Source organism: Micromonospora sp. NPDC048063 (genome assembly GCF_043202855.1).
Lineage (GTDB): Bacteria > Actinomycetota > Actinomycetes > Mycobacteriales > Micromonosporaceae > Micromonospora.
Genome location: NZ_JBIDBG010000035.1, coordinates 1 through 20,916, shown reverse-complemented (window position 1 = coordinate 20,916; position 20,916 = coordinate 1). Strand labels below are relative to the sequence as shown.

At 73.2% G+C, this 20,916-nt stretch carries 20 protein-coding genes; 12 read left to right on the top strand and 8 right to left on the bottom strand.

All coding sequences use genetic code 11. From position 1 onward, the window contains the following. Nucleotides 1-1,537: 1,537 nt before the first annotated feature. The 3 genes from ACGFZ2_RS34075 to ACGFZ2_RS34065 all read left to right on the top strand — a co-directional run bounded on the left by ACGFZ2_RS34075 (nucleotide 1,538) and on the right by ACGFZ2_RS34065 (nucleotide 4,629). A complete protein-coding gene (locus tag ACGFZ2_RS34075; RefSeq protein ID WP_393460963.1) occupies nucleotides 1,538-1,963 on the top strand; it encodes a hypothetical protein in 426 nt (141 codons plus the stop codon). Nucleotides 1,964-2,596: 633 nt separating this feature from the next. Then, nucleotides 2,597-2,935 carry an immunity 51 family protein gene (locus tag ACGFZ2_RS34070; protein ID WP_393263057.1) on the top strand — a complete coding sequence of 113 codons (339 nt, stop codon included), beginning with the start codon at nucleotides 2,597-2,599 and terminating at the stop codon, nucleotides 2,933-2,935. A 335-nt stretch (nucleotides 2,936-3,270) separates the two neighbouring features. Further along, nucleotides 3,271-4,629 (top strand): LPXTG cell wall anchor domain-containing protein, encoded by a 1,359-nt coding sequence (locus ACGFZ2_RS34065; RefSeq protein WP_393460960.1) that lies wholly within the window; start codon nucleotides 3,271-3,273, stop codon nucleotides 4,627-4,629. A 101-nt stretch (nucleotides 4,630-4,730) separates the two neighbouring features. Here ACGFZ2_RS34065 and ACGFZ2_RS34060 read toward each other — a convergent pair whose 3' ends face one another. From ACGFZ2_RS34060 to ACGFZ2_RS34040, 5 genes are all read right to left on the bottom strand, one after another. Further along, on the bottom strand, nucleotides 4,731-5,558 hold the full coding sequence (locus tag ACGFZ2_RS34060) for a TrmH family RNA methyltransferase (protein WP_393263055.1): 828 nt from the start codon (nucleotides 5,556-5,558) through the stop codon (nucleotides 4,731-4,733). 137 nt (nucleotides 5,559-5,695) lie between these two features. After that, entirely contained in the window at nucleotides 5,696-6,553 is an 858-nt protein-coding gene (locus tag ACGFZ2_RS34055; protein ID WP_393263053.1) for a nucleotidyltransferase domain-containing protein, read from the bottom strand. Continuing rightward, a complete protein-coding gene (locus tag ACGFZ2_RS34050; protein WP_393263052.1) occupies nucleotides 6,546-7,043 on the bottom strand; it encodes an NUDIX domain-containing protein in 498 nt (165 codons plus the stop codon). The genes ACGFZ2_RS34055 and ACGFZ2_RS34050 overlap by 8 nt, the downstream gene beginning before the upstream one ends. A 43-nt stretch (nucleotides 7,044-7,086) precedes the next feature. Beyond that, nucleotides 7,087-8,361 carry a M48 family metallopeptidase gene (locus ACGFZ2_RS34045; protein ID WP_393460957.1) on the bottom strand — a complete coding sequence of 425 codons (1,275 nt, stop codon included), beginning with the start codon at nucleotides 8,359-8,361 and terminating at the stop codon, nucleotides 7,087-7,089. Nucleotides 8,362-8,472: 111 nt separating this feature from the next. After that, nucleotides 8,473-8,904, bottom strand: coding sequence for a hypothetical protein (locus ACGFZ2_RS34040; protein WP_393460954.1), 432 nt, complete (start codon nucleotides 8,902-8,904; stop codon nucleotides 8,473-8,475). A gap of 191 nt (nucleotides 8,905-9,095) precedes the next feature. On the opposite strand from ACGFZ2_RS34040, the gene ACGFZ2_RS34035 reads away from it, so the two are divergent. From ACGFZ2_RS34035 to npdG, 4 genes are all read left to right on the top strand, one after another. Next, entirely contained in the window at nucleotides 9,096-9,299 is a 204-nt protein-coding gene (locus tag ACGFZ2_RS34035) for a hypothetical protein (RefSeq protein WP_350707829.1), read from the top strand. Nucleotides 9,300-9,375: 76 nt separating this feature from the next. Beyond that, nucleotides 9,376-10,221 carry a histone gene (locus ACGFZ2_RS34030; protein WP_393460951.1) on the top strand — a complete coding sequence of 282 codons (846 nt, stop codon included), beginning with the start codon at nucleotides 9,376-9,378 and terminating at the stop codon, nucleotides 10,219-10,221. A gap of 68 nt (nucleotides 10,222-10,289) precedes the next feature. Beyond that, nucleotides 10,290-11,723: an RNB domain-containing ribonuclease gene (locus tag ACGFZ2_RS34025; protein ID WP_393460948.1), complete on the top strand. Its 1,434-nt coding sequence runs from the start codon at nucleotides 10,290-10,292 to the stop codon at nucleotides 11,721-11,723. Between the two features lie 203 nt (nucleotides 11,724-11,926). Then, a complete protein-coding gene (gene npdG / locus ACGFZ2_RS34020) occupies nucleotides 11,927-12,625 on the top strand; it encodes an NADPH-dependent F420 reductase (protein WP_393460945.1) in 699 nt (232 codons plus the stop codon). Nucleotides 12,626-12,803: 178 nt separating this feature from the next. On the opposite strand, the gene panB is transcribed toward npdG, so the two are convergent. Beyond that, complete coding sequence (panB, locus tag ACGFZ2_RS34015; protein ID WP_393263037.1) at nucleotides 12,804-13,649, bottom strand: 3-methyl-2-oxobutanoate hydroxymethyltransferase; 846 nt, start codon at nucleotides 13,647-13,649, stop codon at nucleotides 12,804-12,806. A gap of 135 nt (nucleotides 13,650-13,784) precedes the next feature. Then, nucleotides 13,785-15,545 (bottom strand): NAD+ synthase, encoded by a 1,761-nt coding sequence (locus ACGFZ2_RS34010; RefSeq protein WP_393460942.1) that lies wholly within the window; start codon nucleotides 15,543-15,545, stop codon nucleotides 13,785-13,787. Between the two features lie 288 nt (nucleotides 15,546-15,833). On the opposite strand from ACGFZ2_RS34010, the gene glnA reads away from it, so the two are divergent. From glnA to ACGFZ2_RS33990, 4 genes are all read left to right on the top strand, one after another. After that, nucleotides 15,834-17,183: a type I glutamate--ammonia ligase gene (glnA, locus tag ACGFZ2_RS34005; RefSeq protein ID WP_350679748.1), complete on the top strand. Its 1,350-nt coding sequence runs from the start codon at nucleotides 15,834-15,836 to the stop codon at nucleotides 17,181-17,183. Between the two features lie 91 nt (nucleotides 17,184-17,274). Next, nucleotides 17,275-17,700: a DUF350 domain-containing protein gene (locus ACGFZ2_RS34000; RefSeq protein ID WP_357451054.1), complete on the top strand. Its 426-nt coding sequence runs from the start codon at nucleotides 17,275-17,277 to the stop codon at nucleotides 17,698-17,700. 131 nt (nucleotides 17,701-17,831) lie between these two features. Beyond that, complete coding sequence (locus tag ACGFZ2_RS33995; RefSeq protein WP_393263032.1) at nucleotides 17,832-18,527, top strand: helix-turn-helix transcriptional regulator; 696 nt, start codon at nucleotides 17,832-17,834, stop codon at nucleotides 18,525-18,527. Between the two features lie 177 nt (nucleotides 18,528-18,704). Then, entirely contained in the window at nucleotides 18,705-19,079 is a 375-nt protein-coding gene (locus ACGFZ2_RS33990) for a VOC family protein (protein ID WP_393460939.1), read from the top strand. A 159-nt stretch (nucleotides 19,080-19,238) separates the two neighbouring features. Here the strand turns inward: ACGFZ2_RS33990 and ACGFZ2_RS33985 are convergent, their stop codons facing one another. After that, complete coding sequence (locus ACGFZ2_RS33985) at nucleotides 19,239-19,739, bottom strand: hypothetical protein (protein ID WP_393460936.1); 501 nt, start codon at nucleotides 19,737-19,739, stop codon at nucleotides 19,239-19,241. 206 nt (nucleotides 19,740-19,945) lie between these two features. On the opposite strand from ACGFZ2_RS33985, the gene ACGFZ2_RS33980 reads away from it, so the two are divergent. Then, nucleotides 19,946-20,827, top strand: coding sequence for a virginiamycin B lyase (locus ACGFZ2_RS33980; protein ID WP_393460933.1), 882 nt, complete (start codon nucleotides 19,946-19,948; stop codon nucleotides 20,825-20,827). Nucleotides 20,828-20,916 lie beyond the last annotated feature (89 nt).

Genomic DNA, 20,916 nt, shown 5'->3' with positions numbered 1-20,916 from the left:
TCATCCGGCACCCACTGGTGAACCAACCGTTCATCCACAGTAGAGATGATCTACCACCAAGGTCAGCCAACCGCCACCTGAGACGCGCTCTTAGAGGAATCTGATCCTCGCCTGCTGCTCAGCCTCGTCCGGGCTCATGGTGATGCCTCCCGCGCTGATGTTCAATCCGGTCGTTGATGTTGCCGGTTCCGCCCCACGAAGTGAACCCACCGATCGTCCTGAGGGTGCCGGGACGACCTGACGTCTTCGTCCTGAGCGCTGCCCGACGATCTTCGGCCACGGCTTGGCACCGACTTCTTCCGTGTGAAGGAATGATCAGCCGTCGATGAGTTGGGGAGCAGTAGGGGTGACCTGCTGGAACGGTCCGCCCCCGTTCTATGAGCGTCCAGCGTTGGCCGCGTCGTCGTCACCCAGTTGGTCACCCGACCGGTCGGCCGGACTGAGGCGGAGGGCGTTCTGGCGCGTATGCCGTAGCGTCGATGGCATGAAGCCGGTGGTGGTGTCCCTCATAGCGTTCGCCGCGTTACTGATCGCGACGTTCGTCTTCGTTGGCTGGCGTGACCGAAAGCGTCTCTCCTCGCCCGAGGACTCGGCTTCGGCCCGCGATGCCAGGTCTACGCAAGAGCGGTACGCGGCAGAGCGTCACGCCGTCCAAGGTGAGGTATGGCGGCGCGGCCAAAACCCGCCTAGCACCTGAGCGAGCCTCGCGCGAGCAGGAAGCCCCGACCTAGCCATCCCGTCTGCTGCCGACCCGCCCTCCAAGTGCCCGGCCCGCCACGTCAAGCGGACCTTGACGCACGTACGGACGCTGCCGGCACAGCCTGGGTCGGCTCTCGTGTCACGGACTGCGCCCCCGGCGGACACCGCCACAGTGGCGCAGTTGACCCAACCTCGCCCGGCACGGACCCGGCTCCCAGGGCCGGAGCTGGCCACCGGCGGCCGCCCCTCCCCTCCCAGGTGAGCGGTTGACCTGACCCTGAGCGGCTGTGGAGCTGGCTCCTGGACGACCGGCATGCCTACGCGCGGCCACCGCCCCCATGCTTGGGGCTTGCCGCGCGGACCCGGCAGGCCCTTCCCAGCGCCGCGCTGCTCAGGCGCGGCGCAGGCCGGCTGCCGGCGAGGAACCTCCACCACTCTCCCCGCTATCCCGTCTGCAGTGGCCCCGGGCTTCCCGCTCTCCGCGCCAGCCACCGGCATCAGGCGTGACGGCCGCAGAGCGACAGCGGCAGCGGCCGGCGCGCGCCCAGGCGGCGGCGACCCACCCACCCCGGCAACCCAGCCACTTCGCGTCGAACGACGGTCAGTAGCCGCGGTGCCCTCGTCATCGCCGGCCAGAGGATCCACGTCGGCCTCGGCCACGCCGGTCGAACCGTCACCATCGAAGACGCCGACACCACCTTCCGCGTCCACGACGGCGACCAACTCCTGACGGAAGTGCCTCGCACGACCACCAAGCCCATCGCCCGGTTCAAGGTCCGAAGACCAGAACCGCCACGACGGACCGGCCTCCGATCAACACCATGAGAGCCTGGCCAGCATGCCGCTTCCCGACGCTGACCTGACTGCAGTCACAGCCGCTGCTTCCTCGCAGGATTGGTCCGTCCGTGCACAGGCCGGCCGCCAGTTGGCCCGATGGGCACACCGCAACGACTCCGGCGAGGTCTTGCTACGCCTGATCCTCGATCCGCACGACACCGCCGTCACCGACGCCACCAGCCAAGCACTGCTGCAACGCAACGACGCACACGGCCTGCGCCTCATCGCTCGCGCTCTCGCCACCGCCTACAACAGCGAATACGCCGATCACCTGCACGACGCAGTCACACAGCACCTACAACCCGACGGCCCGACCACCGAGTTCTTTGGCCTCTGCAACGAACTCATCGAAGACCCAGAACCAGCCACACGACTCGGAGCCAGCCACCTACGGCACATGGCCACGCCATGGATCCCGACGACTTAGCCCCTCGCGGGCTACCCTACGAACACAAAGATCGTCTAGCCGGATGTGTAACGGATCATCTGAGCACATTTCCGTAATACATCAACTGGAGCCCGACGCTCGCCGGCGGCCGGCTGTGATCCGCCAGTTGATGTGCGATACAACTCCGTCAGGTGATGTGCGACAGGGCCCGGCGATCGAGGAAGGGCAGGTTAGTCGCCGACCAACGTCCTGTCACAGCCGAGAAGCGGAGCGTGGACTGGGCGCGAGGGTCTTATGGCGAGTTCGACTCCGGAGCGCTACGAGCGCCATATGTCATTGTCGCGCGGTTGAGGGGAGGTTTTGCTGCGCCCGTTACGGCTATCCGTTACGGTGAAGCGATCACGAGTGGGCCCCGACGTCCCAGCGCCCACACGGTGAGCGCGAAGCAACAGAGCAACGCTCCCGTGATCGTGACCGCTGTCCAGCCGCCCGCGGACCAGAGCGTGGTCGCGGCCGCGGAGCCGATAGCAGCGCCGATGAAGTTGCCGGTGGCTAGCGCCGTGTTGAGCCGGCTGCGGGCCTCGTGGGAGAGGGCGAACAGCCGGAATCGCGTCCGTGGCAGCGACTGCCAGATCCTTGTCGCCGCCTACCGATGGGTGCCAGGCTCTTCCGATGACCTTGCTTAGCCTGATCGAGACGACCCCTGGGCAGTATTCGCTGTTGCTGGATGCGGGGACCACGCCAGTTGACGACCTGGTCCAGGATCTTGGTCACGAGCCCAACGGGTACTTCTGGGAAGGTGTCGCGCAAGTTCTCGTCAGCACCGAGGCTCAGACTCTCGAAGGCCGGTTCGCCTATGACCCCGAGGGTGGCATGTTCTGCGCTTACGGCACCGATCGAGGCGCGCTGGAAGAGTTGGGAGCTCGGATGAACGTGGTCGCAACCGACGGCGAACGCATGCGGCGGCTGATCACGGACGCCGAGGCGAGCGGGTTTGAGTTCGACGACTGACAGCCAGGGTGGCTGGCGGCCTGTTTCGCGCCAGACGCCCTGGCGGCGCCCTGAGCGGGTGTCAGGCGAACGAAACGCGCCTGCTCAGAGCAAGTTTCACCTTCATGATCCGGCGTACAGGTCGACTCGTCCGTCGCCCACCAGACCGGTCGCGGTCACCGGGTGGTTGCCGGGCCGCGCAGCAGGATTTCCCGTCGGCGGTTCGCCGATGGCCCCGCGCCGACAAAAATGCCCGATATATCCATCTTGTGGGGGATTCTAGCTTTTCGGGCGCGACGTACCCTGGTACCCCTCGTTGCCCCCGGTGTCAACCATCCACACCACGGGGGAATTACATGAGCAAGACCTCTACGCCGCGCAGACGGGGCGGCATCTACGCACGGCTGGCGGCGTTCGCGCTGTTGGCCGGTGCCCTGTTACTCGCGGGCGGCTCGCCGGCCACCGCCGCGTCGACGATCAACATCGAGCCGGGGAACGTGCCGACGATGGCGTCGCAGGTCACCCAGAACTGCGACCCCAACCTCGGCGGCGGGCCCTTCGCGAACGAGGACGTGTGGGTCTTCAACCTGCCGGGCAACCCGAACACCACCGGCACCTTCCAGACGGTCACCGCGACGTTCAGCACGCCGACCGGCAACGTCACGAGGACGATCCCCACCGACCCGAACAGCGCCATCGTCAACAACATGGGCACCAGCAAGGCGTGGATCCGGACCCCGGCCGGCTGGACGCTCATCAGCGCCACCGCGGTGATCTCCGGAACCGCGGACTTCTTCGTGCTCAGCAACACCTGCGCGGCGTCGAACCCGCGGGTGAACCCGAAGCTGCACCTGACCAAGACCGGATCCCCGGCCAAGGACGTCAGGGCCGGTGACGTGATCACCTACACCTACACGGTGACGAACCAGAGCACCGGCACGACCAACCCGATCACCGACATCACCATCGACGACGACACGGTCACCGGCATCACCTGCGAGGACACGTCGCTCGCGCCGGGGGAGAGCACCACCTGCACCGGCACGTACACCGTCAAGAAGAGTGACGTGAAGAACGGCAAGATCGTCAACACCGCCCAGGCGCTCGGGAGGTTCGGCGAGCAGACGGTGCCGTCCAACGAGGCCACGTTCACCGTGACCACCAAGCCCGCGCCGCCGAAGCAGGTCAGCCTGTCGATCGACAAGAAGGCTCGGGTCGAGTCGGACTGCAGCAAGAAGTGTGAGAAGGACGGCTACGCCGCCAAGGGCGACAAGATCTTCTACACCTACCGGGTGGCCAACACCGGCACCGTCACCATCACCAACGTCGGTGTCAACGACCCGACCGCCGGCCAGGTGGTCTGCAACAGCACCACGCTGGCGCCGGGCACGAGCACCGACTGCCACGCCGTCAAGCCGCACGTGGTCACCAAGGCCGACGTCAAGCGCGGGAAGGTGGTCAACACGGCCCGGGCGACCGGCACCTTCGACGGCAAGGCCGTGGTCTCCGACCCGGTCACCGTCACCGTCTGCATCCGGGGCGGCAAGTACGACCACCGGCACCATGACAAGCACGACGGCAAGCACGACAAGGAGCTGCCGGTCACCGGCGACGACTCCGCCGTGGCCCTCTCCCTGGGCGGCGGCCTGCTGGCCGCCGGCGGCCTCCTGATCGGGGCCAGCCGGATCCGCCGTAAGGCGGGCCTCCAGCTCTGATCGGTACGGCAGGCACTCCGGGCACCGGCATCCGGTGCCCGGAGTTTCTGTCCGCACCACGGCCGGGCCGGACGACGACCCTCGGGCCCGCACGGCGTGACCTACCCCTGCTTGGCTCTCTGCCGTGCGGCCTCGTACAGCACGACCGTTCCGGCTGCCGCCGCGTTCAGCGAACTGGCGGCACCGACGATGGGGATGCGGACCATCCGGTCACTCGCCTCCTGCCAGCCGGAGCTGAGTCCGTGTGTCTCGTTGCCAACGAGAAGGAGTGTGGGGCGCGTCAGGTCATGCGCCGCGACATCCACCTCGCCATGCTCGTCCGTGCCGATGATCTGAACCTGTGGAAGGCCGGACGCACGCATTGCGGCCACCCAGTCGAGAACTTCCCGATGGCTGGCGACTCGCACGACTGGGAGGGCGAACAGGGATCCCGTGCTGGCCCGGACTGCCTTCGGATCGTAAGGGTCAGCTGCATGGCCGGTAATGATCACACCCGAGGCCCCGAAGGCGTCTGCGGAACGGATCAGAGTGCCGATGTTGCCCGGGGTCTTCGGGCGATCGAAGACCACGACAAGCATCTTCGGCCCGACCGGAATACGACCCAGGCTGTCCTCGGGCTGCGCCACCACAGCCAGCAACTCGGGCGCCTCCTCCTCCTTGCCGCCTAGTTCATGCATCAGCTCCGGTGCAAGAGCTACGCGAGTAGTCGAGACCTGATCGAGGAGGTCCCGACACCACCGGGACAGGACCTGCCGGTCGGGGTAGAGGAGAGCCCGAATCTCCCATCCCTGTTCCAGGGCCAGGGTGATCGGTCGGACCCCTTGCACCAGGAACTCCCGCAAACGCTGGCGCTTGTTGCGATTGGTCAGCAGCGCCTGCCACTGCTGGAAACTTGCGTTCCGAGTGGTGATCTTCAAGGTCTTCGCCACGGAGCCGATTCAACACCATCCGCCTGCCCACGGATCATTGCCGAGGGGGCGCGAGACGCAACCGGAGATCTCCCGTACTCGGCACTGGGCGGACGGCGCCGAGGCGGAGGCAGAGCTGTGGATACCGGTGGAGCCGGTCAGCCGCTGATCTCGGCCAGGACGCGGCGCTGGAAGGCCCGTGCCTCCGGCCCGCTCGGCGGCGGCCCGCCCGCCCGCGCGGCGATCGACCGCGCGACCAGGTCGGCGGGCCCGCCGTCGCGGGCCGCCGGATCGGCGGCCGGGCCGACGGCGGGGCCGTTCGGCCAGCCTCCGGCGGTCGGGTCCGCCGGCCAGCCGTCGGCGATCAGCCGGCGGCCGGCGTCGGCCTTCGACAGCCAGACGCCGTGGCGGACCTTCACCAGGGACCGGCAGGCGCCGAGCACCGCGTCCTCGGCCCCCGGGGCGGGACCGTCGCCCGGCGGGGTCGGCAGGGCCAGCCACCAGCGCAGCGCGTCGGTCAGCAGGCGGCGCAGGTCGGCGGGGGAGAGGTCGGCGAAGGTCTCGGCGGCCGGCGGCCCGAGCAGGGCGTGCCCGCACTGGTGCAGGATGCTGCGATCCAGGCCGTACCAGAACAGGCCGTCCCCGGCGGGCCGGTCGGCGGCGGCCCAGGTGGCCCGGAACGCCATCCGCGCGCCGGTGTTCAGCTCGACCTCGAACCCGGGCTCCGGCGTGCCGGAGGCGGCGACCGCGCGGCGGTAGACGACCAGTTCCAGCCCGCGCGCGGGGCACGGCAGGGCCTCGTGCCGCAGCCGCGCCACCAGCTCGTGCCTGCGCGCCAGGTCGAGGGCGTCCGCGCAGACCAGCGCCACGTCGACGTCGCTGCGCCCCGGCTGGTACGCGCCCAGCCCCACCGAGCCGGCCGCGTACGCCCCGACGAGGTCGTCGCCGAGGACGTCGCGGGCGGCGGCGACCAGGTCGGCGAGGTAGCGGCGCAGGGCCGGGTCGAGGTCACTCATCGGACTCGGTCCACACCGTGCCGGCAGGCAGGAACCAGGCGGCCTGCTCGGCGCCGAGGGCGTGCGCGAGGACCAGCCGGGCGTGCCGGTCCAGCTCGGGCAGCCGGTCCGGGGAGAACCACTCCACCGACACCGACTCGTCGTCGTTGACCCGGGCGTCCCCGCCCAGCAGCCGGCACTGGAAGCCGAGGTTCAGGTATTCGCAGCGGTCGCCGTGGGGATAGGTGTGCGGGTGATTGAGGACGCTGCTCAGCCGGACCGGCTCCACGTGCAGGCCGGTCTCCTCCCACACCTCGCGGACCACGGCCGTGGCCGGCTGCTCGCCCGGCTCGAGGACGCCGCTGATCACCGACCAGCGCCCGTCGTCGGCGCGCTTGCCGAGCAGCAGCTCGCCGTCGTCGTTGCGGATTACCGCGCTCACGCTCGGCAGCAGGAGCAGGCTGTGGCCGACGCGTTCGCGGATCCGCAGGATGTAGTCCGATGCACCCATCCGGCGACCCTAACCCGCCCTCCGGTCGGCGGCCCGCCCCGCGTCACCCCGCCCAGCTGATCTCCCGGGCGACCCGGGCGTACTCCTTCGCCAGCTCGGCGTCGATGCGCGCCATCCGCTCCTCGGTGAGCACCACCGCCGCCTCGTGCGCCGGCCGGCTCTCCAGCATCCGCCGCCGCAGCCCGGCGGGCGGGTGCGAGGAGAAGAGCGACACCTCGTCGCGGACGGAGAGCTGGCGCAGCAGCGGCAGCCGGTCCTCGGCCGCCGCGCGGGCCTCGGCCGCCGCCGTCCGCCACCGGTCCGCGCCGTGCCCGGCTCGCGACTCCCGGCGTACGGCGCGCGCCGTCGACTCCATCGCGAGCATCACGTCCAGCAGGCCGACCGCGCCCGCCGTCCCGGCGGCCCGGGCGGACATCTCGTCGGCCAGGTACTCGGCGCGCTGGCTGTCCCGCAGCGCGATACTGACCAGGACCAGGTGCGCGCCGAACAACAGTCGGGACAGCACCCAGCCGAACGCCTTGCCCAGCGCCTCGCCGACCATCTCCACCAGACCGCCGGGGGGCACGGTGTCCACCGGGCGGACCAGGTCCGCCGCCGAGCCGAGCATGGTGAAGGCGGGCTGGCTGAGCAGCATCCGGCGGGGGTCGCCGTTGACGAAGTGACCCAGCTCGTGGCCGAGCAGCGCCACCCGCTCCTGCGGGCCGAGCACGCCGAAGTACGGCAGCCCCAGGCAGAGCACCCGCCGCCTGCGCACCCCGACCAGACCCGCGTACGCGTTCAGGTCGCCGTCCACCCCGACGACGTCCGGGACGGGCGCGCCCACCGCCGCCGCCACCTCGTCGACGAGGGCGTGCAGCTCCGGTGCCCGCTCCCTGGTGAGCACCTCCAGGTCCGGGTCGAGCCGGCCGAACCGGGGCCGCAGCGCGACGGCCAGACCGAGCAGCGCCACGCCGAGCAGGACGGACAGGCTCGGGAAGGGGAACGCCACGAGCAGCCAGACCCCGGTGACCGCGAGCGCGACCACCGCGCCGATCAGCACCAGCGACGCCCCCGCGGTCAGCAGCGCGGCGCCACCCCGCCCGTTCGCGCCGAGCGGGCGCCCGACCAGGCGGGCGTACTGGCCGCGGGTCATCCGGAATGCGAGCCGGTAGGTCCACCGGTCCACCCACGCCCAGCCGAACTCGCGGTCACGCCGCCGGCCGTCGTACGCGTCGAGGTTCCACTCGCAGCCGGGGCACCAGGGGACGGCCTCGGCCAGCGACACCGTGGCGGCGCCGCATCCGGGGCACGTCCGTGTGTCGGACGTCGTGTCGATCACGACGCCCGATCCTGCCGACGGTCACCGTCCACCGGAACCGGCTGTTCAGCCGATGCCCGCCCCGGTGCCGCCGGGCGGCGGCGTCGACCGCACCTGCGGCGTGCGGGCGGGTCAGTCCGGGCAGGACAGCCGTTCGAGGGCGGCCGGGCCGGCCTCGGCGTGCACGACCTGCGCGAAGCAGGCCGACGCGTCGGCCCGCTGCCAGCCGAAGACGGACGCCGCCGTCTTGGTGACCCGGACCCGGAACACCAGCCGGACCGCCGGCCCGTCGCCGCGTACCGTCAGCACCTCGACCCCGGCCACCGAGCCGGCCGCCTGCCGCAGCGTCGACTCCCCTGCCCGGGGGTCGGCGAGCAGCCGCGTGCGGGCGAGCTGCGCGGTCGCGGTCACCTCCCGCTCCGCCCGCTGTTCCAGCCGCTGCTGCGACCGGTCCCGCAGCAGCGGCAGCCCGACGACCACCCCGACCGTCGCCAGCACGGCCGCCAGCGCCGCGACGGCCAGCCCGCGCCGCAGCCACACCGATGTTCCTCCCCCGCGTCGCACCGGGGGATTGTGCGACACCGGCGCGCCCCGCGGCTGCCCCGTCGGGCCCCCGCCGGGCGGCCCCGGAAGTCCCGGAAGCGGCGTTTTCGCAGTTCCCGCCCCTGCGGCCGGAACCACGTCTACTGTGGAGAACATCGGCGACTTGTGGTGTTCCGGTGGCGGCCGGGTGGTTCGCGGTGCACAGTGATCCCATGAGCGACAGCGGAAGCGGTGCGCACTACTACTGGTGCACCCGACACCACCGGGTCGAGACCGATGCCGACGTGTGCCCCGCCAAGCACGTTCTCGGGCCGTACGCCTCAGCCGCCGACGCGGAGAACGCCCTGCAGTTGGTGCGGGAGCGCAACGAAGCGTGGGACGCCGAGGACGCCCGCTGGGCCGGGGAGGACAGATAGGCGGCGCGGGACGGCCCGCGTCGAGGTACCCCGTGCTCCGCGAGGGCGAGAGCACGTCCCCAAGGAGGGAACCGAGATGGCCGAAGCACAGCAGGCCACCACCCGCCCGGCCGCCAGACGTACGCCCGCCAGGAAGACCGCCGCGGCGGAGCGTTCCGCGGGCGCGACCCGGACCGCGCGGCCGACCGCCTCGACCACCGCGGCGAAGAAGGCGCCGGCCAGCAAGGCCGCCGGTGGCGCCGGGCGGGCCCCCGCGAAGAAGACCACCGCAGCGAAGAGGACGACGGCCACCGCGGCGAAGAAGGCCCCCGCGAAGAAGGCCCCCGCGAAGAAGGCGGCGACCAAGGCCGCCACCACGGCGAAGAAGACCACGGCCGCCGCGAAGAAGACCACGGCTGTCGCGGCGAAGAAGGCGCCCACCGCGGCGAAGCGGACGACGACGGCGGCGGCGAAGCGGACGACGGCCGCGGCGAAGAAGGCCCCCGCGAAGAAGGCGGCGACGAAGGCCACCACCGCGGCGAAGAAGACCACCGCGCCGGCGAAGAAGGCTCCCGCCAGGACGGGCACCGCCGCCCGCAAGGTCACCTCGGCGGCGAAGAAGACCACGACGGCGGCGAAGAAGACCACGACGGCGGCGAAGGCCCCGGCGAGGAAGACCACCGCCGCGAAGACGACGCCGGTCCGCAAGACGGCCGCGACCCGGCCCACCGGCGGCGCCCGCAAGGCGGCGGCGAAGAAGGCCCCGGCGAGGAAGGCGACCGCGACGTCGTCGGCCACCACCCGCAAGGTGGCCGCGAAGAAGGCCCCGGCGAAGACCACCGCCGCCAAGGCGCCGGCCAAGAAGGTCACCGCGCGCAAGGCGCCCGCCCGGGCCACCGCGCCCCGCGCCGGGCGGGCGGGCGCGCGCAAGGCGACCGGCTGATCCCGGCGTCGCGGCTCCCGGCGCGCGCCGGGAAGCGGATCATCCGCCACACTGTCAGGATTGACCCCGTGGTGATCCGACGCGTACTCGCGCCCCGCATCGACTTCGGCGCGCTGCGCCGCGAGCTGGGACTGCCCGAGGGTTTCCCGGCCGCGGCGCAGCGCGAGGCCGACGACGCGGCGGCGGCGCCGCCCCGGCCGGCCGTCGACCGCACCGACATCCCGTTCGTCACCGTCGACCCCGCCGGCTCGCGCGACCTCGACCAGGCGATGCACCTCGCCCGCCGCGCCGGCGGCGGCTACCGGGTGACGTACGCGATCGCCGACGTGGCCGCGCACGTGCGCCCCGGCGGGGCGCTGGAGGAGGAGACCTGGCGGCGCGGGCAGACCGTCTACCTGCCCGACGGGACCGTGCCGCTGCACCCCGAGACCCTCAGCGAGGGCGCGGCGAGCCTCCTGCCGGCCGTCGACCGCGCCGCCGTGGTGTGGACCGTCGACCTCGACTCCGACGGCGGCACCGTCGGGGTCACGCTGGAGCGGGCGCTGGTCCGCAGCCGGGCCCAGCTGGACTACGTCGGCGTCCAGGCGGCCGCCGACGCCGGCCGGCTGCCCGACCCGATCGCCCTGCTGCCCGAGATCGGGGCCCTGCTCACCGCCCGCGGCCTGCGCCGGGGCGCGATCAACCTGCCCCTGCCCGAGCAGGACGTGGAGGCCGACGGCGACGGCTGGCGGCTGGTGCTGCGCGGGCCGGTGCCGATGGAGGAGCACAACGCCCAGATCTCCCTGCTGACCGGGATGGCCGCCGCCGACATCATGCTGGCCGGGCGGATCGGCCTGCTGCGCACGATGCCGGCCCCGAAGCCCGAGGCGGTGGCGCGGCTGCGGGCCGCCGCCGCCCCGCTGGGCGTGCACTGGCCCGACGGGGCCGGCCCCGGCGAGGTGATCGCCGGGCTGGACCCGTCGCAGTCCCGGGCGGCGGCCTTCGTCGACCAGGCGGCCGAGCTGATGCGCGGCGCCGCGTACACCGCCTTCGACGGCGCGCCGCCGGAGCAGCGGGAGCACGGCGGGGTCGCGGCAGCGTACGCCCATGTCACCGCGCCGTTGCGGCGCCTGGCCGACCGGTACGCCACGGAGGTCTGCCTGGCCCTGCACGAGGGCCGGCCGGTGCCCGACTGGGCCCGCGCGGCGCTGCCCCGGCTGCCCGAGGTGATGGCCGCCACCGACCGGACGGCCTCGGCGGCCACCCGCGGGGCGATCGAGCTGGCCGAGGCGGTGCTGCTCCAGCACCGGGTGGGGGAGACCTTCGACGCGGCGGTGCTGGACGTCGACGCGGCCCCGGACGGCCGGGCCCGCCCGGGTCGCCGGCCGGGCGGCACGGTGGCGCTGGACGACCCGCCGGTGCGGGCCCGCTGCCTGGGCGAGCTGCCGCTGGGGGAGCGGGTCCGGGTCCGGCTGGTCACCGCCGACCCGGTCGCCCGCTCGGTCGCCTTCGAGCGGGCCTGACGCCGCCTGCCCACCGACCCTGCCTCCGCCTGTCCGTTCGCGCGCCGGCCAACGCCTGCCGGTTCGTGCGCCGCGTGCGCGCCGGCTGCCGCCTGCCCGGCGGTCGCCGCCGCCCGCCTCGCGGCCGTCGGCGTGGGGCGGCAGCGGGGTTTGTCACAGTGCCGGCCGCTGCTGCCGGCGGGCGGGTTTGCGAGGATGGCGGCATGGCTTACGACGCGAGCACCCTGCCCGACGTGTCCGGGCTGACCGTCGGCATCATCGGCGGCACCGGTGACCAGGGGCGGGGCCTCGCCTACCGGTTCGCCCGGGCCGGCCAGACGGTGCTGATCGGATCCCGGTCCGCCGAGCGGGCCGCGCAGTCCGCCGAGGAGATCGCGGCACTGCCGGGCGTCCCGGCCGGGGCCGAGGTCGCCGGTGCCGGCAACGAGGAGGTGGCCCGGCTCAGCGACGTGGTCGTCATCGCGGTGCCGTGGGACGGGCACGCCGCCACCGTCGCCGCGCTCGCCGAGCCCCTCGCTGGCAAGATCGTCATCGACTGCGTCAACCCGCTCGGCTTCGACAAGCAGGGCCCGTACGCGCTCGTCGTGCCGGAGGGCAGCGCCGTCCAGCAGGCCGCCGGGCTGCTGCCCGACTCCCGGGTCTGCGCCGCCTTCAACCACGTCAGCGCGCCGCTGCTGGCCGATCCGGAGATCGACCGGATCGACCTCGACGTGCTGATCTGCACCGAGGAGCGGGAGTTGGTCGGCGTGGTCGCCGCGCTCGCCGCCCGGATCCCCGGCATGCGCGGCGTCTACGCCGGCCGGCTGCGCAACGCCCACCAGATCGAGGCGTTCACCGCCAACCTGATCGCCATCAACAAGCGCTACAAGGCGCACGCGGGCATCCGGGTCACCGACCTCTGACCCCGGGCGGGGCCAGCCTCGCCGGGGCCGCGAAGCGGTGTCGGGTCTGCCCGGGCAGCGGCCCTCCACTGTGCCCTCGACGCCGGCCGGGCTCTGCGCGGCCGCTCCCCGGCGCCGGCCGAGCTCGCCCGGCGCACGGTCCGGCGGCGCGCACGGCCGCCGGACCGGCTGACCGGCGTCAGAAGGTGTGCTCGGCGGCGGGGAAGTCGCCGCCGCGGACCTCGTCGGCGAAGCGCCGGGTCGCGTCGGTGAGGGTCCCGGCCAGGTCGGCGTAGCGCTTCACGAAACGTGGCGCCTTGCCGGCGCGCAGGCCGGCCATGTCCTGCCAGACCAGCACCTGGGCGTCGGTGTCCGGGCCGGCGCCGATGCCGACGGTCGGGATCGGCAGCTCCGCCGTGATCCGCTTGGCCACCTCGCCGGGCACCATCTCCAGCACCACGGCGAACGCGCCCGCCTCGGCCACGGCACGGGCGTCGGCGATCACGTCGTCGGCCGCGTCGCCGCGCCCCTGGACCCGGTAGCCGCCAATGGCGTGCTCGCTCTGCGGGGTGAAACCGATGTGCGCCATCACCGGGATACCGGCACCGGTGATCGCCGCGATCTGCGCCGCGCAGCGCCGGCCGCCCTCCAGCTTCACCGCGTGGCAGCCGCCCTCCTTCATGAACCGCACCGCCGTGCGCAGCGCCTGCGTCGGGCCCTCCTCGTACGAGCCGAACGGCAGGTCGCCGACGACCAGCGCGTGCCGGGTCGCCCGGACCACCGCGCGGACCAGCGGCAGCAGCTCCTCGACGGTCACCGGCACCGTCGTCTCGTAGCCGAAGACGTTGTTCGCCGCCGAGTCGCCGACCAGCAGCACCGGGATGCCGGCCTGGTCGAAGATCGAGGCGGTGTACTGGTCGTACGAGGTGAGCATCGGCCACCGCTCGCCGCGCTCCTTGGCGGCGATCAGGTCGCGGGTGCGGACCCGCCGGGTGGCCGGGCCGCCGTAGAGGGCGGTCACCTCGGACGGGGTGGACTCCACCATGACTCTCTCCTTCCTCGAGGCCGCGTGCGCGGTCCCCGGGTTCCGCCGCGATCGTCGCACCACCCGACCGGCCGGCGGCAGAGCTCAGTGGAGGATGTCACTCCCGGGCCGGCGCCGGCCCGGGAGCGGCACGGCTCAGCCGTCCTCGCGCCACCGGTTCGTGATCGGCAGCCGCCGGTCCCGCCCGAACGCCTTCATCGAGATCTTCGTGCCCGGCGCGGACTGCCGCCGCTTGTACTCGGCGGTATCCACCATCCGCAGCACCCGGTCGACGACGGCCGGGTCGTGGCCGGACGCGACCAGCCCGTCGCGGCCGAGGTCGCCGTCGACGTAGCCGATCAGGATCGGGTCGAGCACGTCGTAGTCGGGCAGCGTGTCGCTGTCCAACTGGCCCGGGCTCAGCTCGGCGCTCGGCGGCTTGCCGATCGAGCTCTCCGGGATCGGCGGGGTCTCGCCCCGGCGGGTGGCGTCGGCGTTGCGCCACTTCGCGAGCCGCCAGATCAGCGTCTTCCAGACGTCCTTGACGGGGTTGAAGCCGCCGACCGAGTCGCCGTAGAGGGTGGAGTAGCCGACCGCCAGCTCGCTCTTGTTGCCGGTGGTCAGCACCAGGTGGCCCTCCTGGTTCGACAGCGCCATGAGGATCACCCCGCGGACCCGCGCCTGGAGGTTCTCCACGGAGACGCCGGAGAGCGACATGTTCGCCAGGAAGGTGTCCACCATCGGCTGGATCGGCTCGACCCGGTAGTCCAGCCCGGTGCGCTTCGCCAGCTCCGCCGCGTCCTCCCGGCTGTGCTCCGAGGAGTGCTGGCTGGGCAGCGAGACGCCGACCACCCGGTCGGGGCCGAGCGCGTCGACGGCCAGCGCGGCCACCACCGCCGAGTCGATGCCGCCGGAGAGGCCGAGCACCACCGACGGGAACCGGTTCTTGTTGACGTAGTCGCGCAGGCCGAGCACGAGCGCCTGCCACACCTCGGCCTCGTCGGCCACGGGGGCGATGGTCCCGCCCGTGGCGACGGGACCGCCGGTCGGTGGCGGGACGGCGTCGACCGCGGCGCGGACCACCCGCATGTCGTCGGCCAGCGCCTGGTCGGGGCCGGCCGGCTCCCCGGCCGCCGGCAGCTCGACGTCGTGCACCAGCAGGTGCTCGACGAACTGCGGGGCCCGGGTGAGCAGCGTGCCGTCGGCGGTCACGATCATCGAGTCGCCCTCGAAGACCAGCTCGTCCTGGCCGCCGACCATGTTGACGTACGCGATGGTCGCCCCCGCCTCGGCGGCCCGGCGGCGCACCAGCGGCAGCCGGATGTCGTCCTTGTTCAGCTCGTACGGCGAGCCGTTGATGTTCAGGACCAGGCCGACGCCGGCCTGGCGCGCGGCGGCGAACGGGCCGCCGGCCTGCCACAGGTCCTCGCAGATGGTCAGCGCCACGTCCACCCCGCCGATCCGGACGACGGTCAGCGCGTCGCCGGGGACGAAGTAGCGGTCCTCGTCGAAGACCCCGTAGTTGGGCAGGTGGTGCTTGAAGTAGGTGGCCACGACGCCGCCCCGGTGCAGCAGGGCGGCCGCGTTGCGGGCGCCGTGGCCCGGCTCGGCGTCGCCGCTGACCTGCGGCGGGCCGTCGGCGTCCAGGTAGCCGACCAGCACCGGCAGCTCGCCCAGCCCGTCCGCGGCGAGGTCGCCGGCGAGCCGCTCCAGCGCGGCCTTCGACGCGGCGACGAAGGACCGCCGGAAGACCAGGTCCTCGACCGGATAGCCGGTCAGCGCCATCTCCGGGAACGCGACGAGCTGGGCGCCGGCGGCGGCGGCGCGGCGGGTCCAGTCACGGACCAGGCCGGCGTTGCCGGCGAGGTCGCCGACGGTCGGGTTGACCTGGCACAGGGCGAGACGCAGGGTGGGCATGCCCTCATCTTGCCCCAGCCGTCCGGGCCCGACACGCTGGGCGGGGCGAGACGGCGGCCACCGCCGCGGGGCGCTACCGGACGGCGGCGGCGGGCCCGGCGGCGACGCGACGACGGCGGCGGCCCGTCCCGTCGGGCGGGGGTCGGCCGGTCGGGCGGGAGCCGCGGACAGAGCGGGACGCGTGCCGGCCGGTCGCGTAACGTCGGCGTAACGAGGCGGGTGGAGACTGGTCGGTCAGGCCGGGTCGCCCCCGGTCGAAGGCGGACAACAGTGTCGCGAGGGGTGGAAGTGGACCGTCAGCAGGAGTTCGTCCTCCGTACGCTGGAAGAGCGGGACATCCGGTTCGTCCGGCTGTGGTTCACGGACGTGCTGGGCACGCTCAAGAGCGTCTCCGTGGCCCCCGCCGAGCTGGAGGCGGCCTTCGAGGAGGGCATCGGGTTCGACGGCTCGGCGATCGAGGGCTTCGCCCGGGTGTTCGAGTCCGACATGGTGGCCATGCCGGACCCGACGACCTTCCAGGTCTTCCCGTTCGAGGGCGGGGTCAGCGGCGAGAGCGCCCGGATGTTCTGCGACATCCTGCTGCCCGACGGCGGCCCCTCCTGGGCCGACCCCCGGCACGTGCTGCGCCGGGCGCTGTCCAGGGCGGCCGAGAAGGGCTTCACCTTCTACACCCACCCCGAGATCGAGTTCTTCCTGCTGGAGAACGGCCCGATGGACGGCTCGGTGCCGGTCCCGGTCGACACCGGCGGCTACTTCGAGCACACCACCCACGCGGTGGCCCGCGACTTCCGCCGGCAGGCGGTGCTGGCGCTGGAGCGGATCGGCATCTCGGTGGAGTTCAGCCACCACGAGGTCGCCCCCGGCCAGCAGGAGATCGACCTGCGCTACGCCGACGCGCTGACCACCGCCGACAACATCATGACCTTCCGGCACGTGGTGAAGGAGGTCGCCCTCTCCACCGGAGTGCAGGCCACCTTCATGCCGAAGCCCTTCACCGACCAGCCCGGCAGCGGCATGCACACCCACCTGTCGCTGTTCGAGGGGGAGCGCAACGCGTTCCACGACGCCGGCGACCCGATGAAGCTGTCCAAGGTGGCCCGCGCGTTCATCGCCGGGCTGCTGGTGCACGCCCGGGAGTACACGGCCGTCACGAACCAGTGGGTCAACTCCTACAAGCGGCTCTTCCCGCAGGCGCTGCCGGACCGGGTCACCGAGAGCCCCGCGTACGTCTGCTGGGGTCACCTCAACCGGTCGGCGCTGGTCCGGGTCCCCGCCTACGGCAAGCCGAACTCGGCCCGGGTGGAGGTCCGCTCGCCGGACTCGGCGGCCAACCCCTACCTGGCCTTCGCGGTGCTGCTCGGCGCCGGCATGAAGGGCATCGAGGAGGGCTACGAGCTGCCGCCGGGCGCCGAGGACGACGTCTGGTCGTTGACCAGCGCCGAGCGGCGGGCGATGGGCTACGAGCCGCTGCCGGAGAACCTGGCCGAGGCGATCGACGTGATGGCCGGCTCCGAGCTGGTCGCCGAGGTGCTCGGTGAGCACGTCTTCGACTTCTTCCTGCGCAACAAGCGGGCCGAGTGGGAGCAGTACCGCCGCGAGGTCACCCCCTACGAGCGGCAGCGCTACCTGTCGCTGTAGGGCGGGGGCTGCCGCCGCTGGCGTACTGCCGCTATCGTCTCGATCACCGCGCCGGCACCCCCGCCGGGCGCAGAGGTCGGGGAGGCAGTCGGTGCTGGAGGATCTGCTCAGCGGAGCCTGGCAGAGCGTCGTGTTCGGGGTCGTCGGGGTGGCCCTGATGGCGGCCGGGTTCGGGCTGGTCGACGTGCTCACTCCCGGCAAGCTGCGGGAGCTGATCTGGGTGCGGCGCAACGGCAACGCCGCGCTGCTGCTCGCCGCCAACCAGCTCGGCATCGCCGGGATCGTGTTCACCGCGATCCTGACCAGCTACAGCGACTTCGCCAAGGGGCTGGCCTCGACGGTCCTCTTCGGCCTGATCGGGCTGGCCATCATGGCGCTGGCGTTCTTCGTGCTGGACCTGCTCACCCCGGGCAGGCTCGGCGAGATCATCTGCTCCGACGAGCCGCACCCGGCGGCCCGGGTCAGCGCCGCCACCCACTTCGGCGCCGCCCTGATCGTCTGCGCCTGCATCGCCTGAGCCGGTCCGTCCCGCGCTCCGTCGGAGGCGGCGTGGCCCCGCTGCGCTCCGTGACCACGGGCTGCGGGCACTGCGACAACTGGGCCCGCGGGCGGAGCGGTCGCGTCGCACCCCCGTCGTAGGTTGCGGGGGTGAACCGGACGGACCGTCTCTACGCCCTGGTGGAGGAGCTGCGCGCCGTGTCGCCCCGGCCGCGCAGCGCCCGCTGGCTCGCCGAGCGCTTCGAGGTGAGCACCCGCACCATCGAGCGCGACATCGGCGCCCTCCAGGAATCGGGCGTGCCGATCTGGGCCGAGCCGGGCCGCACCGGAGGCTACGCGCTCGACCGGGCGCGCACCCTGCCGCCGGTCAACCTCACTCCCGCAGAGGCCGTCGCCCTGGCGGTGGCGCTGCACCGCATGCGCGGCACGCCGTTCGGCGCCGCGGCCGGCACCGCGCTGCGCAAGCTGCTCGCCGTGATGCCGGCCGCCGACGCCGCCGAGGCCCACCGGCTGGCCGCGCGGGTGCACCTGATCGGCGACGGGCCCGTCGCGCCCGTCCCGGCCGGGGTCGCCGACGCCGTACGCGCACGCCGCGTGCTGCGCATCCGCTACGCCGACCGGGCGGGCGCCGGCTCGCTGCGCGACGTGGAGCCGCTCGGCTTCCTCGGCAACCCCCGGCACTGGTACCTGCTGGCCTGGTGCCGGCTGCGCGGCGGCATCCGGGCCTTCCGCACCGACCGGATCACCTCGGTGGCCGCCCTCGGCGAGCGGATCCCCGAGCGTGAGCTGGCCGTCGACGACCTCGACATCCCGCACGACCGGATCCACCGGCTCAGCCTGGTCTGAGACGGGGCGGCGCTGCCCTCCCGCGCACGGCCTCCTGTCCCTCTTGGACACTTCCGCCGGTGCGGGATCCGGTCGAACTGCCGGGGAAACACCGACAGGACGGTGTCGTGGGCGGGGCCGAGGCTTTCTCCTGACGGCGCCGGTCGACCGGCCGGCGCGGGGAACGGGAGGCCACACATGACCATCAGCAACGCCGTCACCTGGTTCGAGATCGGCGCCGAGCGGCCGGACGAGGCCCAGCGGTTCTACGGCGACCTGTTCGGCTGGAGCTTCACCGAGGAGGGCACGGCTGAAGCGCCGTACCGGACGACCGAGGGTGGCGTCGGTGCGGGGATCAGCGGAGCGATCCGGGGCACCGGCGGGGCGGGCCCCGACTACGCCATCTTCTACGTGCAGGTGGCCGACGTGGCGGACGCCTGCCGGCGCGCGGAGGCGGCCGGCGGCAAGGTGCTGGTGCCGCTGAAGTCCACCGGCAACGGGCTCACCTTCGCCCACCTGGCGGACCCGGCCGGCAACCACGTCGGCGTCTTCGCCCCGCCACCGGGCGCCTGAGCCGCCCGCCACGGCGTGAGTCGTGCGGCGTCGGCGTGAGTCGTGCGGCCGGCGGCCCGAGCCGTGCGGCCCGAGGCCGGAGCCGCCGCCGTTCGCCCCGGGAGGTCGCCGGAGCCGCCGCCGTCCGCCCCGGAGGTCGCCGGGGCGGACGGCGTGCGGTCACCTGCCGGCCGGGCCGCCGTGCCCGCCGCGACCGCCCGGGCCGGGGAAGACGCCGGCCTCGGCGGCGGCGGTGATGGCGTCCGCCTGCTCCTGGGTGAGCTTGCCGTCCTCGACCGCCTGCGCCAGGCGCTCCTTCAGCGCGGCCTGTCGGTCGGCGGAGTCACCCCGCTCGGGCCGGTCGGCCGGCTTCCGAGCCTCGTGCACCTTCTCCAGCGCGGCCGTCACCTTGTCGGTGGAGACGCCCAGTTCCTTGGCCAGAGCCTCGGCGAACTCCGCCTGCCGCTCGGCCCGCTGCTGCTGCCGCCCGTCCTTGCCGCTGCCGCTATCGGTGCCGGTGCCGCTATCGGTGCCGCTGCCGCTCTCGCTGGCGCTGGCGCTCGGCGTCGAGGTGCCGCCGTCCGCGGCGAACGCGACCGTCGGCGCCGCGATCCCCACGCCGAGTACCCCGGCCGCGGCCAGGCCGGCCAGCAGGTGCTTCTTCCTCATGGTGCCGGACATGTTGTCCTCCATCGGGTCGGTGGGTGGTGCGATGACCTCACCGACGGTGACCAACCCGGCTGGAGGAAAGCCGTGGTGAACCTGTCAGCGAGCTGGCAATCCGCCCGCCGAGCCGGACAAACGGGTTGCCGTGGCGCGCGCCGGCGGTCAGGGTTGGCGGTCGGCAGGCCCCACCGGGGCGGAGCAGACGACGGAAGGTGACCCTCGTGGCGTTGGCGAAGATCCGGGAAGTGCCGCTCACCGGGGCGGACGCCGGCCCGTACGGCATCACCGTCGGCCCCGACGGCGCGCTCTGGCTGACGCTGGTCCACGCTGGCGCGGTCGCCCGGGTGGGCGCGGACGGCGACCTGCGCACCTGGCCGGTGGCGGCCGACAGCCGGCCGCTGATCGTGACGCCGGGCCCCGACGGCGCCCTCTGGTTCACCCGCTCCGGCGACGACCGGATCGGCCGGATCACCACCGACGGGGAGCAGAGCGCCGTCGCGCTCCCGCCCGGAAGCGGCCCCTGCGGCATCGCCGCCGGTCCCGACGGCGCCCTCTGGTACGCGGCGATGACCGCCGACGCGATCGGCCGCGTCACCACCGACGGGGAGGTGACCCAGTTTCCGCTGCCGGTGAGCGGCGGCTTCGCCTCGATGGTCGCCGCCGGCCCGGACGAGGCCGTCTGGTTCACGCTCAACCGGGCGAACGCGGTCGGCCGGATGGGCACGGACGGCGCCGTGGCGCTGCACCTACTGCCGACCGAGGGCGCCGCCCCGGTGGGCATCACGGCCGGAACGGACGGCGCGCTCTGGTTCGTCGAGATCGGCGCCGGCCAGCTCGGCCGGATCACCCCGGACGGGCGGATCGACGAGTACCCGCTGCCGGACCGGGCCGCCCGGCCGCACGCGATCGCCGCCGACCCGGCCGGCGGCTGCTGGTTCACCGAGTGGGGCGGCAACCGGATCGGCCACGTCGCCCCGGACGGCACGATCGCCACCCACGACCTCCCGACCCCGGCCGCCGAGCCGCACGGCATCACGGTCGCCCCCGACGGCACGGTCTGGGCCGCCTTGGAAACCGGCGCCCTGGCCCACCTCACCCCCTAAGGGACGTCTCGTAACCGGGTGAAGGCGTTGCCTGGGACGGGGTCGGCGGTCAGCCGGCGAGGATGATGTTGTGGAGGTTGGCGATGCCG